The organism is Pseudarthrobacter sp. TE3704, assembly GCF_056279405.1.
On the sequence record NZ_JBWCCJ010000001.1, the window covers coordinates 350,232 to 365,797 of the forward strand.

The window sequence follows — 15,566 nt, forward strand, 5'->3', positions numbered from 1 at the left end:
GTTAATCCTTCGCTTGCAGTGCTAGGTTGGCAGGGTTGTCTGCGGGTGCGGTGGCTTCGTCCGAAAGGCGTCCATCAGGCAGCAGTAACGCTGTAATGAAACCCAGGATGTAGATGCCGGCCAGTGCAAGGAAAACGGGAGAAAACACGTCGTGGTAAATCGACGCGATCTCGGCCTGCAGGGCGGGGTCTGCGGCGTGGACCAAGGCCGGGGTGAGGGTGTGGGAGTCGAGCCCGGTTGGCAGGAGCGATGCGACCCCGAACCCCACCACACCACCCACTACGGCTGACCCGATGGTGGATCCGATTTGGCCGCTAAGCCCGGCGGTTGCGGTTGCGGTGCCGAGTTCACTGCGTGGTGCAGCACTTTGCACGATGGCAATGGCGAGGCTCATGAACGCTCCAGTGCCGAGGCCGACGAACGCCATGATCAACGCCGGGACCCACAGCGGCGCACCCTCCGGAAGCACGGACATGGCCCCGAGTCCGAGGGCTCCCATCACCGTACCGACGATCGGAAAGACACGGTAGCGGCCTGTCCGCGAAGCGAGCCAACCCGTCACAAGATTACCCACCAACATTCCAAGCACGGTTGCGATGGGAACCAGCCCTGAGATGGTGGCACTCACGCCATATGCCATCTGGAAGTACGTTGGCAGGTACGCCGTAGCTGAGATGAGTCCGGCACCCATGACTGCTGATAGTCCCACACCTGCACTGAAGGTGCGGTTGCGAAACAGGTGAACCGGGATGATGGGGTTCTGCTGGCCACGCTCGACGGCGACAAGAGCGGCTAACGCTGCTACGCCTGCTCCAACGGCGATCCATGCTGATGAGTGTCCTGAGCTGAACCAAGCGACTGCCAGCACCACCGCCACGAGGACCGCTGTGAGCAGGAGTGCTCCAACGACGTCGAACCGTCTTTTGCCCGCTGGTTCGATGTGGGGAACGGCGATGACCGCCAGGACGAGCGCAACGAGCCCCACTGGCACGTTGATCCAGAACACCCAAGGCCACCCCCAGTGGTCTGTGATCAGGCCCCCTAGGAGCGGCCCAATGAGAATGGCCACAGGGAAAGCGGCGCCGATGAGTGAAAGATATCGGGGCCGTTGCCTTGGTGTTGTAACCTCCGCCACGATCGTTTGCGACATTAGTTGCAGGCCGGCGGAGCTCATACCTTGGAGTACTCGCGCGATGACGAGTTGCGTCATGTCAGAGGCGAGACCGCACGCGAAGGAAGATACGACAAAGGCGCTAAGGGCAACCAGGAACACCAGACGCGGTCCGATTCGATCACCCAGTCCTCCCAGTACGGGGAGAAGGACGGTGCTGGCGAGCGTGTAGCCCACCACGACCCAACTCATGTGCTCAAGGGCTCCGAGCTCGCCGGCAACAGTGGCCAGCGAGGTCGAAACGATGGTGTGATCGAGTGCACCGAGGAACGAGACCGCTAGGAGCGCCGCGAGGAGCAGCCGGAATCTGGTGGGAGAGAGCGGGGATGTGCTGGTTCCCAGCACGAGCAAGCGGCGGGATGAGGAAATGGACATGGCGGGTCCTTTCGTAAAGTTCAGAAAGGTCCTTGGGTTTCCAGCCCGGATCGTGCCACCGAGTTACGGAAGCGACACAACCGCGCCGACAGAGGGTCGGCCAAGACGAATGTCACGAATACTATGCGAACAGATTGCGCAGCGGCAACCTGGAGCGCCCCTCAAACGTATGGTCAGTGGCGGGCTCGCCGACACGAAGCCCCGTCCAGCTATGCCAGCCGGCGGACTGCCATGCCAGCGACCGGAACTCAACCGGCTCAGGAACACGGGCGGGTGTTCCGAAGGACCCGAAGAACATTTGCACGCCGCCCGCTCCTGAAGCGGTGAGCCATTCCAGATCTGCCTTGACACCCGGCTCGTTCACGTTGCCGTCCATCCAGTGCCACCATGCCCTGGGCCGGGCCGCCAATGGGGGAGCAGCAAAGTCTGCAAAGAGGCCGTCTGTATTGGCCGGCCTGGCTATGGAAGGGTCAAGGGCATCGGAATCCGGCATGGTGGGAGCTTCCTTGTTCAGCGCAGAGAAGGCACAGGAGGCGCTTTCCCACCGCATACGTGAGATGTAACATATGTTCTACAGGAACAAAAGTGCTTATTCAACCCGCCCTGAACTCTGGAGACCGCGTGAACACCCAACCTTCACCCCAGGACGCATTCGTCTACGCCAGGCTCGTCAACCTTGTCCGGACCGGTGATGCCCTGACCCGGCCGGCACTGGAGCAGGCGACCGGTTTGGGGCGGAAGCTTGTGGCCCAGCGTGTACAGCAGGCAATGGCAGTGGGTCTTTTGGAGGACGGTGATTTCGCCCCCTCGGGTGGTGGCCGTGCGCCGAGGTTGCTTCGGTTTCGAGCCGATGCGGGGCACGTGTTTGCCGGCTTGATTGGTGCAGGAGAAATACGGGCGGCAGTTTCCAGCCTGGACGGAACAGCATTGGCTTCCCTCCACCGGGACTGGGATGTTACTGAGGGTCCTGAAGCTACCATGGGGCAGTTGCACGACATGTTCCTGCGGCTGGCCAAGCGGACCAAGAAGGAGCCGTGGGCCTTTGGTATCGGAGTTCCGGGACCCGTCAACTTCGGTACAGGACAGCTTGTGGCCCCGCCCATCATGCCCGGGTGGGACGGATTCAGCGTCCGATCGTGGCTACGGGAACGTTACGACGCCCCGGTGTGGGTTGATAACGATGTTAACCTCATGGCCCTGGGTGAGTGGCACCGCGGTCATCCAACCGACCGCCGCGATCTGCTGTACATCAAAGTCGGGACCGGCATCGGCTCCGGACTCGTCTCCGGAGGTGACGTCTACAGGGGAGATAACGGGGCAGCGGGAGATATCGGCCACGTCCAGATCAGCGATGACCGGGCGTTGGTGTGCAGGTGCGGGCAGACCGGGTGCCTCGAAGCCGTCACAGGCGGATGGGGGCTGGTCAGACAACTTACCCCGGTGGCCGGGGAGAGCCCCTACCTCTCCGCCCGTTTAGCCGACCGCGGCCGGCTGACGCCGGAGGATATTGGTACTGCAGCGGCCCGGGGAGACAAGCTCGCCTCGTCTGCTGTGATTCAGGCATCGCAGACCATCGGCGCTACTGTGGCCAGCCTGGTCAATTTCATCAATCCCGGCGTGGTCGTTATCGGGGGAGGCATGCTGCGCGCCGGCAGCGAGGCGCTTGAGACGTTGTCTGAAACCGTAATGCGCCGCAGCACCAAGCTGGCGACCGAGCGGCTGACCCTTCGTCCCGCCTCCCTCGATTTCCAGGAAGGGGTCATTGGAGCAAGCCTTATGGCCGTCGAGCAGCTGTTCGCGCCCGCCTCACTGGGACTGTGGATTGAACAGGGGACCCCGGTCGGGCAGGCCGCGAGCCTCCATCGTTTAGCGGCCGTTCACTAGTCATTACCAGCTCCACAAAAGTGAGCCTTGACACATATGTTCCTGCGGAACTAAAGTCATTAGCAGGAGCGCAGTCGGTGATCCAGCCGAAGCTGATCCTCATCCCTTTCCTCCCGCCGAAAACGTCCACCCATCACGGGCGGCTCAGGACGATAATCGGGAGTTCCTCAGTCCCAACGGAGTAGACATGAAGAGAAGAAGTTTCCTCGCATCAGCAGTGGCGGCCTCGATCCTGCTCGCGGCCACCGGCTGCAGCAATGGAGGCCCGACAGGGGGAGCGGCGGCCGCCAGTGCAGGATCGCTGTCGCTCGCCACGATCCAGGTGCCCACCTCCTACGTTCCAGGCGAAATGCCCGCCTCAGGGCCGGAAAGCCATTACTACCAGGCGGTATATGACTCCCTGCTGAACCTGGACGAGAACGGAAACCCTGTTCCCAACCTGGTCACAGAGTGGACCTACGACGATTCCCAAAAGGTTCTGAACCTCGTACTCCGCGATAACGTCAAATTCAGCGACGGCGCGGTCTTGGATGCAGCAGCAGTGAAAGCAAACCTCGAGAAGGCGAAGGCCGCCAAGGGCGAAGCCGGGTCCTCCCTCAAGTCCGTCAGCTCGGTGGAGGTCAAGGACAGCACACACCTGACGGTGAACCTTACGGAACCTGACCCTGCGCTGCTGGGGAGCCTGTCCCGCTCCAGCGGGTTCATGGCCAGTCCCCAGGCTTTGGGTAATGCCGATTTGAAGACCAACCCGGTGGGCTCAGGTCCCTACGTGTTGGACCAGGCCAAATCAACGGCGGGCGACAACTACGTCTTCACGCGCAACCCGAACTACTGGAACAAAGACGCTTACCCCTATGACGAGGTCAAGATCAAGCTGCTGGAGAACGCATCAGCGGCACTTAACGGGCTTCGCGCAGGACAACTGCAAGGTGTTCAAGCCAGCACAAATGATCTGGTGAAGGGCGCCAGGGACGCGGGGATGAATGTCACTACCTACACCAACGGCTCGGTGCAGGGTATCTGGCTGTGGGACCGCGAGGGAAAGAGCGCGCCCGCGCTGGCTGACGTCCGTGTCCGCCAGGCCATCAACCACGCCATTGACCGCGACGCCATCGTCAAAACGCTGGGTGCTGGCAGGGGCAAGAAGACCGTTCAGGTGTTCGGGCCGACAACTGCCGCCTACGATGCCTCCCTTGAGGACTCCTACCCCTACGACGTCGACAAAGCCAAGAAGCTGATGGCCGACGCGGGCTACGGCTCCGGGTTCTCTATGAAACTGCCTGACTTCTCGCCGGTCTATCCGTCAGCCCAGGCGGCCATGACGGAGGCAATGGCAGCAATTGGAATCACTGTTACGTACGAACCGATCACCGCCGACCAGGTAGTGGGAAGTGTTATCGGCGCGAAGTGGCCGATGAACTACTTCAGTCTTACTTCCAGCGGTGCCTGGAACTCGTCCCAGCAGACCATGGCCCCGGGCGCACTCTTCAACCCGTTCAAAGTGAGCGACCCCAAGATCGTTGAGCTCCTGGACAAGGCCAAGAACTCCGACGATGCAGGTCGCGACGCAGCCCTGCGCGAGTTGAACAAGCACGTTGTGGAGCAGGCCTGGTTCGCACCGTGGTACTTCGAAGAGGGCGCCTACGCAACCTCCAAGGACGTCAAGCTCACCCCGCAGGCCAACGTGAACGTCCCCGCCCTGTACAACTTCGCCCCCGCCAAGTAATTCCCTGGCGCCGAGCTGGCAACGCCACGTCCATCATCAACTGAGAGCCACCAATGATAACGTTCCTGCTTCGCCGGCTCGGCGCCGGCATCATCCTGGTCTTCGCGGTCTCCACGTTGACCTTCTTCCTGACCGCCATGGCCGGCTCGGACCCTGCCCGGCGCATCCTGGGCAACAACGCCACTGCTGAACAGGTGGCCGCCAAAAACGCAGAGCTCGGGCTGGACCAGCCCACACTCACCCGCTATCTGGACTGGCTCGGCGCAGCGCTGCGCGGCGACCTCGGAACGTCATGGGCCAACAACCAGCCCGTGACGACGCTCCTCACCCAGGCGCTTCCCGTGTCCCTGTCGGTGGTGCTCGCCGCTGTTGTGCTCACGGCACTGGTGAGCGTCGTGCTGGGTGTGGTGGCTGCTGTCCGCGGCGGCTGGCTGGACAAAGTCCTGCAGACCATCTCCATCGTTGCCTTCGCAGTCCCCAACTTTCTGGTGGGCATCGTCCTGGCCCTCGTATTCGCCGTGCAGCTGAAGATGTTCCCGGCACTGGGCTACGTCGACTTTGCGGATGACCCCGGGCAATGGCTGGCCTCAATCACCCTCCCGGCCGTGGCCCTGGCCATCGGAGCCATCGGCACCGTCGCCACGCAGACCCGCGGCTCTATGATCGATGTTCTGCAAAAGGACTACATCCGGACCCTGCGCAGCCGTGGACTCCCGGTACGGAGCATCCTGCTCAAGCACGCCCTCCGGAATGCAGCCCCTGCGTCGCTGACCGTCCTGTCACTCCAGTTCATCGCCTTGCTCGGCGGTGCCGTCATCATCGAAAAGGTTTTCGCGCTCACCGGCATCGGTGGCCGCGCCGCTGGAGCCGCAGGTCAGGGCGATGTCCCGCTAGTCCTCGGCGTCGTCGTCGTCATGGTGATCCTTGTGGTCATTGTGAACCTGCTGGTGGATATCGCCCTGGGCTTCCTCAACCCGAAAGTACGTACATCATGACCGTGACGAACCTTCACGCCGGAGGACCGGCCGGAATCTCATCCACGGCCGAAGTACCCAGGCCCGGGATCATTCGAAGGCTCCTAAAAGATCCAACCGCCGTACTCTGCTTCGCCTACCTGGTCCTGGCCGTGCTCGCCAGCCTCGCGGCACCGCTGCTGACCTCCGCCAGCCCCACGGCCTCACAGATCGCCAATGCACTGGCCCCGGCCGGCGCCGACCATCCCCTTGGCACCGACGGAGTGGGACGCGACGTCCTGGCCCAACTGCTCTACGGCGGCCGGACCAGCCTGACTGGTTCGCTGATAGTTGCCGGCATTTCGGTACTGATTGGTCTGCCCGCCGGCGTCATCGCCGGTTACTACAGGGGTGCATTCGATGGTGCAGCCAACTGGGTCAGCAGCCTGCTGATGGCGGCCCCGGCGATTGTGGTCCTGCTCGTGGTGCTGGCCCAGTTCGGACGCAGCACCGAACTCGCCATGACCGTCTTCGGGGTGCTCATAGCCCCGGCCGTCTTCCGCCTTGTTCGGTCATCCGTGATCGCCGTCCGGGAGGAGCTATACGTCGATGCAGCGAGGGTTTCAGGCCTTAGCGACGGACGCATCATGGCACGCCACATCCTGCCCGTAGTGGTCGCACCCACCATCATCCAGACAGCGCAGCTGGCCGGTATCGCCGTCGCCATCCAGGCAGGCCTGGACTTCCTCGGACTCGGTTCAGCCAACCAGGCAAGCTGGGGCGGCATGCTCAGCGACGCCTTCCAGAACATCTACACCAGCCCCCAGCTGCTGCTCTGGCCGGCGTTGGCCATCATTTTCACCGTCACTGCCTTCAGCCTCCTCGGAAACTCCCTGCGCGACGCTTTGGAAGGCGGCGCTCCACGGGCCCCGCGTACCCGGCGCGGCCCGGCTGCTGAAAAAGCCGCTGGTTCCGCTGTTATCGAACCGGCCGACCAGCCAACGAAAGTCACGAGCCCGGTTCCCGATAGCCTGCTTGAGGTCGGGGGACTCAAAGTCAGCTACCCGAAGGCCGATGGATCCGAGGGCACTGTCGTGCACGGGATCGATCTCACCCTGCGGCGCGGAGAAATCCTCGCCCTAGTAGGGGAGTCCGGTTCCGGGAAAAGCCAGACTGCCTTCTCAATCCTGGGACTGCTGCCCGCGAACGCCCGCACCTCCGCTGCCCGCATGACCTTTGACGGAAGGGACCTCCGGGGCTGCACCCCTTCTGCCATGAACAGTCTCCGGGGCAAGAGGATTGGCTACATACCCCAGGAACCGATGTCCAACCTGGACCCCACCTTCCGGATCGGCAGCCAACTGACCGAGCCCATGCAGCACCATCTTGGCCTGTCCCGCGCCGAGGCAAAAGCAGAAGCGTTAAGGCTCCTTGAGCGGGTGGGAATTGCCCAGCCGAGCCGCGTCTTTGACTCATACCCGCACCAGATCTCCGGCGGCATGGCACAGCGCGTCCTGATCGCCGGTGCCGTCTCCTGCAACCCCGACCTGCTCATTGCCGACGAGCCCACCACGGCCCTTGACGTCACCGTTCAGGCGGAAGTGCTCGACCTGATCCGTGAACTTCAGTCGGAAAGGAACATGGGAGTGATCCTGGTAACCCACAACTTCGGTGTCGTCGCTGATCTCGCTGATCGAGTCGCTGTGATGCAGCACGGACGCGTCGTGGAAACGGCCTCCGCCGAGGAACTCTTCGAAAACCCGGGACACGAGTACACCCGCGAGCTGCTGGCAGCATCACTGGAGGAGACAACGCCAACACCCCCCGTGCCTGCAGCCAATCCCGCACAAGACGCCGGTCATCCGGCCCTTCACAAGGAAGCTCAGCTATGAGTGCAACGACAGAACCCGCCGGCGCCAGCTCGCTGCTGCAGATCGAGGACCTGGTGGTTGAATATCCCGCCCGCAGCTGGAGGGGCAAGCCCTTCCGGGCTTTGGACGGCGTTTCCCTCACAATTGGGCACGGCGAAACAGTAGGGCTCGTGGGCGAGTCGGGGTCCGGCAAGTCCACCTTGGGGCGTGCCGTCCTGGGACTGGCCCCGGTCACCAGTGGAACCATCACCTTCAACGGCACCAACATTTCCGGGCTGGACAAGCGCAGCCGGAGGCAGCTGAGCAAGGACATCCAGGTGGTCTTCCAGGACCCCTACACTTCCCTGAACCCGGCCATGGCGGTGGGGGACATCCTCACCGAGCCGCTGCTTGTCGCTGGGACATCCCGTACCGACGCGGAGCGAAAAGTGCGGGAACTGCTTGACAGGGTGCACATGCCTGCTGATGCGGGACGGCGGCTGGCCCGTGAATTCTCCGGCGGCCAGCGGCAGCGGATCGCCATCGCCCGCGCGCTATCAAGGGACCCCAAGCTGATTGTCTGCGACGAACCCGTCAGCGCACTGGACCTCTCGACGCAGGCGCGGGTTCTGGAACTCTTCACCGAAATCCAGCAGCTCACAGGCGTCGCCTACCTCTTTATCACCCACGACCTCGCAGTAGTCCGGCACATCAGCCAGCGCGTGGCCGTCATGAAAAGCGGCAGCATTGTGGAGCAGGGAGAGTCAGATCTGATCACCTCCAACCCCCGGCACCCCTATACCCGCCAGCTCCTCCTCGCCGCCCCCGTGCCGGATCCTCGCCGACAGGCTGAGCGGCGGGCAGCCCGGAAACTCCTGGCACAGTCCACAAACGCAGCGTAGACAAAGCCGACACACCGTCCCAAGGAACTCGGCCCAGGCAACACCCGGTCGCCAAGGGCTGGAATTCCCGCGCCCAACTTATCCATGAGAGACCAGCACATGACCAGAACTTTTCCCCGGCACGTGGACGTCGCCATCGTCGGCAGCGGGCCCACCGGCGCAGCTTACGCACGCATCCTCAGCGAAGAAAGCCCGACAGCGGTGATCGCCACTTTTGAAGTCGGACCCCAACTGGCCGAGCGGCCCGGGCTGCACGTCAAGAACATTGCCGACGCCGCAGAGCGGTCCATCGCACAGCAACGCTCCCAGGGCCTGGTGCCCTCCCTTGTTGGCGCCGGCGTTGAGGAACCAGACGGGCCGCCCCGCCTGGTCCGCCCCGGGACGTACCTGCTGGACACCGGATACCGCCAAGTAGGCCAGGACGGTCTTCCCGCCGCAGCGATGTCAAGCAACGTCGGCGGCATGGGTGCCCACTGGACCGCCGCCTGCCCGCGCCCCGGAGGCAGCGAACGCATCCCGTTCCTGACCGACCTTGACACCCTCCTCGGCGAAGGTGAACGGCTCCTGAAAGTCAGTACGTCAGCTTTTGCCGGTGCCCCCATGGCCGACGAGGTAAGGCGCCGGCTCAGCACGGTGCTGGACGATGGACGCCCCGATGACCGCAGGGTGGGCATCATGCCCCTGGCGGTAGAGATCCAGGATGACGGGACCGCGACCTGGGCAGGGTCGGACGTCGTCTACGGCGACGCGACCCGGTCCAACCCGAACCACACGCTTTTCGCCGACGCCCTGGTCACCCGGGTACTGGTTGAAGGCGGGAGCGTCCGCGGAGTCTCCGTGCGGGACATGCTCTCCGGTGAAGAACACACCATCTCCGCACGGTGCGTGGTGGTGGCCGGGGACAGCCTGCGGACCCCGCAACTCCTGTGGGCATCGGGAGTACGGCCGGATGCGTTGGGCCGGTACCTCAACGACCAGCCGCAGACGGTATTTGCCGTTAGGTTGCGTGACGTCCCGGCAACAGCGGCTCCAATGCCCTCGACAGGAACGGCTATCATTCCGCAAAGCGGTGTGAGCTGGGTGCCCTTCACGGATGAGGAGCCCTTCCACGGCCAGGTAATGCAGCTCGACGCGTCACCGGTAGCCCTGGCAGACGACGACGAACCGGCGCCTGGGTCAATAGTTGGCCTTGGCTGGTTTTGCGCAAAGGACATCCAGGCATCCGACCGGGTGGCCTTCGACGATGACCGCCTCGATGCCTACGGCATGCCCGCCATGACCATCCACTATCAGCTGACCGAACGTGACAAAAACTCCATCGCTGCTGCAGGAAAGGCTGTCCGCCGGGCCGCAGAAGCACTGGGGGAACCGCTGAACGAGAACCCGATGACCCTCCCGCCCGGGGCATCACTTCATTACCAAGGCACCGTACGGATGGGAGAACACCCCGACGGCACATCAGTCTGCTCCCCCGACTCGCGTGTCTGGGACGTCACCGGACTCTATGTCGCCGGAAACGGTGTCATCCCCACCGCCACGGCCTGCAATCCGACCTTGACCTCCGTGGCACTTGCTATCCGCGGGGCGCGCGACATCGTCCGCGGCCTCCACGCCGAAAGGAACTGACGCCATGCTCGAACGAAACATCATCCAAAGCCGGGGCTTTAAAAACGTTGAGGAGAACGGCCGGATGACCGGTTTCCAGATTGTCCTCCGCAACCCCAACTACCGCGGGACCGCAGCAAGCCTGCTGGACGGCATCGACGTCGTCGTGGACGGCGAACGCTGGGAGTCCCATGTCCCGCTGTGGACGCTCCAAGGGCAGACCTTCACCCTGGATGCCCTCCGGTCGACAACGGACGTCCGGTGGCAACTGGACGAATACGCAGTGATCACCGTGCCCAAGCCGGGCGGCCTGTCCACGGGCGTACACACCATTGACGTCACCGTGTACCTTCGCCGCCCGTACTTCCCGCCCGCCGTCTCGCGGTCGGCATTCCCGGCGACGGCGAAGGGAACCATCGTTCCCCCCGCCCCGGCGGGAGGCATCAATCACAGTGTCTCCACCTACAGCTACTCGGGAGACATCTATACGTCCATGAGCCTTGAGGATGTCATGGCCGACATCGCCGATATCGGAGCCACCGGCATCGAGATCCTCGGCGAGGGCAATGTTCCCGGTTATCCCGCCCCCGCACCTGCATGGATTGATGGCTGGCACAAGATGCTCGAACGCTACTCACTGGTCCCCAGCAACTATGGCGCCTGGGTGGACACGGCCATGTGGTTCGACCGGGACCTCACGGAAGCAGAAGGTGCCGCCCAGCTTCAAAAGGACCTCCGGTTGGCCTCCGCCTTGGGCTTCACCTCCGTCCGCCCCAAGTTCGGGGTAACCTCCTTCGACCTCGACCCCCACCCGATCTGGCAGGGCGCAGTCGAACGGTCCCTGGACCTCGCGCAGGACCTGGACATCATCATCTGCCCCGAGATCCATAGCCCTACGCCCATCAAACATCCGGTTACCCAGGGCTACCTGGACTTTATCGAGCGGACCGGTTCAAAGCATTTCAAGCTCCTGGTGGATACCGGCATCTTCCAGACAGCCCCCGTGGACGACGGTCACGAAGGCATCGAAGTGGAAAAGGGCAAGCGCCCTGCGTTCCTCGAACCATTGGCCGTCCCGATGTCCCATTTGGCCGAAATCCTCCCGCACGTCCACTTCATCCAGGCGAAATTCTTCGAAATCGACGACAGCCTGCAGGACTTGCACGTGCCATGGGCAGAAATCGTTAAGACTCTCCAGAAAGCCAACTGGGAGGGCTGGCTCTCCAGCGAATACGAAGGCCGGCGCGAACCCTACCGCGGACGCGACCAGGTACGCCGCCAGCACGCCCTGGTGCGCAAGCTTCAGAGCAGCCCGCACGCGTAATTCAAGACGCAATGCCGCAGGCATTCGAAAGAGCACAATTTATATGTACACAGGTAAGAAGGAGTCCAATGTCGGTGGCAGCCATGAGCGCGCAAGGTCTCGATAACCAGCGAATAGCCGACTTAGGTGACGGCACATTTTTGAACCCCATTTTCGCTGGTGACCATCCTGATCCGGCGATTCTCCGGGACGGCGACGACTATTACATGACGTTTTCATCGTTTGAAGCATTTCCCGGCCTGACCATCTGGCATTCCAGGGATCTGCTGAACTGGACGCCAGTTGGAACTGCTCTGGATAAACCCATCGGCAATGTCTTTGCCGTGGACATGTGCAAGCACGAGGGCCGCTACTTCATTTACATCCCTGTGATTCCCACAGCAATGTCCCCTTTTCCAGCCGGCGCTGCGCAAATCTACGTTATCCATTCTGAGGACATGCGCGGACCGTGGAGCCAACCAACTCCTGTCGGTATATCCGGATACATTGACCCGGGCCATATAGTCGGGGAGGACGGGGAGCGCTACCTCTTCTTAAGCGGCGTGAGTGTCGTGCGCCTCAGCGACGACGGACTTACAGTTGATGGCCCTATCGAACACGCGTATGACGGGTGGCGGTACCCCGACGACTGGGTCACCGAAGCGTATGCCCTCGAAGGACCGAAACTGGTTAAGAGGGGAGATTGGTTTTACCTAACGACAGCTGTAGGAGGAACGTCGGGTCCGCCCACCGGCCACATGGTGACCGTAGCCCGTTCCCGTTCCGTTCACGGACCGTGGGAAGACAGCCCAGCCAACCCTCTGATCCGGACTTGGGATGCCAAAGAGCGGTGGTGGAACCGGGGGCACGCGACCCTCTTCGAGGGTCCAGGGGGCAAGTGGTGGGCGGTGTACCACGCCTACGAGAACAGCTTCGTCACCTTGGGCAGACAGACCCTGCTGCAGCCTATTGAGTGGGACGAGGACGGTTGGCCCGTTGCCTCCGGTGGTGATCTATCCCAACCGCTGATGGCGCCGGTTCTAGGAGGCAGCCCCTCGGGAACAGCCAAGCACGGAATCGCGCTTTCGGACGATTTTTCTCAACCGCGATTCGGCACCCAGTGGACGTTCTTTAGCCCGTCAAAAGAGGAATACACCCGAGCAAGTTTTGAGGACGGGCTCGTTCTCCGGGCCAGTGGCACATCCCCTGCCGACAGTGCCCCGCTGACGTGCATCGTCGGGGACCTGGCCTACGAAGTGAGCGTGGAAGTTGAACTGGCAGGAGAAGTCCAGGCGGGACTGCTCCTCTTCTACAGCCACCGGCTCTATTGCGGGATGGGCCACGACGGTTCGAATATGACAACCTACAGGGCCGGCCGCGACTTGCACTATTGGCGGGAACCCGCCCCTCAAACCCAGATACTGCATCTTCGCCTCGTCAACGATCGGAACATCGTCACGCAGTATTACAGCACCGACGGAATTACATGGTCCCGGCACAGCCTGCGTTTCGAAGTCTCCGGATATAACACCAATACAGCGGACGAACTGCTCAGCCTGCGACCGGCGCTGTTCGCTGTCGGTGACGGTACCGCTCGGTTTCGCAACTTTAGGTACACCGCACTCCATGACTAACCGCTGTGGACTGGGGTACGCGCTGTCTGTAACCGGACGCGCGATTTGCTCATAAGTTTGGAATCTCTCGGCTTTACTCCTCCCGCAGCCAGCACAGTAGTCAGCGGATAGCCCTCAGGGTGACAATGACCCTCTGCCTCGTAGGCAGCGTCTGGAGGGGTTTCCATTCCCGGCGTTAACGGCGGCCCCATCCTTCCACTCCGGGCGGAGTGGAAGGATGCTTTCGATCGGCCTGGGGAGTTCGTGAATCAGCATGACGATGCCCACGATGCCTCCTGATGAATGAGAAGGGGTCCAGCCTTTAGTGCGTGCAATTATAAGTAGGCGGGGCTTTGGCATTAGTTGCAGTACGGGCCCCAGTACCGCCGGATATGGAAGAGTTTCATCATGGCCACAGTGTCCACACTCCGCTTTGGAGCCCAAACGGATGAAGTCACGAGCCTGTTGCGCATTGTTAACATTGTGCGGAGCGGCGAAGCGACCACGCGTCCGAAAATTGGCAAAATTACAGGCTTGGGGCGTGGCGTTGTTTCCCAAAGGGTGGACCGAGCCATCGAGATCGGCTACTTGAGTGAGGGTGAGTTCGGAGCCTCGTCAGGCGGCCGACAACCCCGAACCCTTCGCTTCCGCTCTGAACAGGGACTCATCGTTGTCTGCGCTCTAGGAGCGCTGCACGTCAAAGTCGGAATTGCGGCGCTAGAGGGCGACATACTCGAGCACACGCATCGCCACTGGGACATCTCCCGCGGGCCTGAGGAAACCATTGAGATGGTGATGTCCCTCGTGACCGACTTACTCAAGAAGGGCCCAAAGCGGCCGGTCTGGAGTGTCGTGGTAGGAATTCCCGGTCCTGTTGACTTCGCCACCGGACATCCAGTTGCGCCTGCAATTATGCCCGGCTGGCATGACTTCGATGTCCGCACCCCCTTTGAGCAGCGATTCAACGCGCCGGTCTGGGTGGACAATGACGTGAACCTTTTGGCGCTTGGTGAGCGCTCCCGACAGCGTAATTCCTTTGCGGACTTGCTCTATTGCAAGATCGGCTCCGGGATCGGGGTTGGTTTACTGTCGGACGGCAGGATACACCGCGGAGCCAATGGTGCTGCAGGAGATATCGGGCACGTCAAAGTCCCGGGCTCGGATGCACAGTGTCGCTGCGGGAAGATTGGCTGCCTCGAAGCTGTCGCGGCTGGGTGGGCCTTGGTGCGGGACGCAGAGCTTGCCATCCGGGAGGGAGCCGAAGGACCACTCGCGAGAAGGGCCGAAAAAGCACCCCTAAACCCGGAGGACATAACCCTGGCCGCCGCCGATGGAGACCCACTGGCAATCGCCCTCATTGAAAAGTCGGCGCGGGTGACAGGAGAAGTCATCTCGGCCTTGGTCAATATGTTCAATCCCGGAGTAATCGTCATAGGCGGAGCCCTCGCTTCCGCTGGCGAGGTCTTTCTTGCTGAAGTCCGCCAGCGGGTCTACGAGTTGTCGCTGCCTCTCGCCACGCGGGACCTCGCGATTCTCCAGTCCGTCAACGACGAGCGAGAACCCCTGCGAGGCGGAGCCGAACTGGCGCGCGAGCAACTGTTCGATGTGACATTCCCACGCTGGTTTGCCGACGGCCGTCCTCCGCGCAATGGGGTCAACCAACGCTTGGCAATGTGAGCCGATACAGAGATTAGGTAAAGTTGCTTTCCTAGCAGCCATCCGGGTCTCCAAAGGAGGAATCATGACCTTTGGCTCGACCTGTGCCGGCATGAGTTTGAAGCCGCTTAGCAGTACAATGCTGGCCCTTGGGATTTGTGAAGAGCGGCAGAGGCTTCGTTTAACGGGTGTGGCTTGTCAGGATAGATGGAGAAATTGCCAGTCAGTTGGCGAGCTGAGGAGCTTGGGCTAGCGGGGAAATCGCGGGGACGGCTTGCTACACAAGGTTTCCTCCACTGCGGTGAAGCGCGTGTCGATGGCAGCCGAGTCAAAACACGTATTGACCAGCCGTGAGCCAAGCCTGGACAACCCGGGTTGGGCCGCAAACACGTCACGGGCTTCTGTCTGAACCAGCATCGTTTTCGGGACAACTGTTTCAAGTGATCGCACATAGACCGTCATTGACTCATTCTTAACGAGCGCCCGAAATAAGACAATGCTGACCTGCGGATTCATCGCGATGCACCT

The 15,566-nt window shown here is 62.0% G+C and carries 11 protein-coding genes and 1 pseudogene; 9 read left to right on the plus strand and 3 right to left on the minus strand.

The genetic code is table 11. The features are described from left to right. Position 1: 1 nt before the first annotated feature. Positions 2–1,546: an MDR family MFS transporter gene (locus ACZ9BC_RS01700; protein ID WP_476244449.1), complete on the minus strand. Its 1,545-nt coding sequence runs from the start codon at positions 1,544–1,546 to the stop codon at positions 2–4. Positions 1,547–1,667: 121 nt separating this feature from the next. Continuing rightward, positions 1,668–2,039 (minus strand): glycosyl hydrolase, encoded by a 372-nt coding sequence (locus ACZ9BC_RS01705; RefSeq protein ID WP_476244450.1) that lies wholly within the window; start codon positions 2,037–2,039, stop codon positions 1,668–1,670. A 128-nt stretch (positions 2,040–2,167) separates the two neighbouring features. Between ACZ9BC_RS01705 and ACZ9BC_RS01710 the strand changes: the two genes are divergently transcribed. From ACZ9BC_RS01710 to ACZ9BC_RS01750, 9 genes are all read left to right on the plus strand, one after another. Further along, complete coding sequence (locus ACZ9BC_RS01710) at positions 2,168–3,430, plus strand: ROK family protein (RefSeq protein WP_476244451.1); 1,263 nt, start codon at positions 2,168–2,170, stop codon at positions 3,428–3,430. Positions 3,431–3,617: 187 nt separating this feature from the next. Next, positions 3,618–5,156 (plus strand): ABC transporter substrate-binding protein, encoded by a 1,539-nt coding sequence (locus ACZ9BC_RS01715; RefSeq protein ID WP_476244452.1) that lies wholly within the window; start codon positions 3,618–3,620, stop codon positions 5,154–5,156. A gap of 53 nt (positions 5,157–5,209) precedes the next feature. Further along, the gene (locus tag ACZ9BC_RS01720; RefSeq protein ID WP_476244453.1) at positions 5,210–6,151 is read left to right on the plus strand and encodes an ABC transporter permease; all 942 of its coding nucleotides are present in this window, start codon (positions 5,210–5,212) and stop codon (positions 6,149–6,151) included. Further along, positions 6,148–8,001: a dipeptide/oligopeptide/nickel ABC transporter permease/ATP-binding protein gene (locus tag ACZ9BC_RS01725; protein WP_476244454.1), complete on the plus strand. Its 1,854-nt coding sequence runs from the start codon at positions 6,148–6,150 to the stop codon at positions 7,999–8,001. The genes ACZ9BC_RS01720 and ACZ9BC_RS01725 overlap by 4 nt, the downstream gene beginning before the upstream one ends. After that, the gene (locus ACZ9BC_RS01730; protein ID WP_476244455.1) at positions 7,998–8,861 is read left to right on the plus strand and encodes an ATP-binding cassette domain-containing protein; all 864 of its coding nucleotides are present in this window, start codon (positions 7,998–8,000) and stop codon (positions 8,859–8,861) included. Before ACZ9BC_RS01725 ends, ACZ9BC_RS01730 begins: the two co-directional genes overlap by 4 nt. A 99-nt stretch (positions 8,862–8,960) precedes the next feature. Continuing rightward, the gene (locus ACZ9BC_RS01735) at positions 8,961–10,487 is read left to right on the plus strand and encodes a GMC oxidoreductase (RefSeq protein ID WP_476244456.1); all 1,527 of its coding nucleotides are present in this window, start codon (positions 8,961–8,963) and stop codon (positions 10,485–10,487) included. A gap of 4 nt (positions 10,488–10,491) precedes the next feature. After that, on the plus strand, positions 10,492–11,790 hold the full coding sequence (locus ACZ9BC_RS01740) for a C-glycoside deglycosidase beta subunit domain-containing protein (RefSeq protein WP_476244457.1): 1,299 nt from the start codon (positions 10,492–10,494) through the stop codon (positions 11,788–11,790). A gap of 68 nt (positions 11,791–11,858) precedes the next feature. Next, positions 11,859–13,403, plus strand: coding sequence for a family 43 glycosylhydrolase (locus ACZ9BC_RS01745; protein WP_476244458.1), 1,545 nt, complete (start codon positions 11,859–11,861; stop codon positions 13,401–13,403). 387 nt (positions 13,404–13,790) lie between these two features. Next, positions 13,791–15,059 carry an ROK family protein gene (locus ACZ9BC_RS01750; protein ID WP_476244459.1) on the plus strand — a complete coding sequence of 423 codons (1,269 nt, stop codon included), beginning with the start codon at positions 13,791–13,793 and terminating at the stop codon, positions 15,057–15,059. A gap of 267 nt (positions 15,060–15,326) precedes the next feature. Here ACZ9BC_RS01750 and ACZ9BC_RS01755 read toward each other — a convergent pair. Further along, a pseudogene (locus tag ACZ9BC_RS01755) lies at positions 15,327–15,500 on the minus strand (type III polyketide synthase); the annotation flags it as partial. Positions 15,501–15,566: the final 66 nt, after the last annotated feature.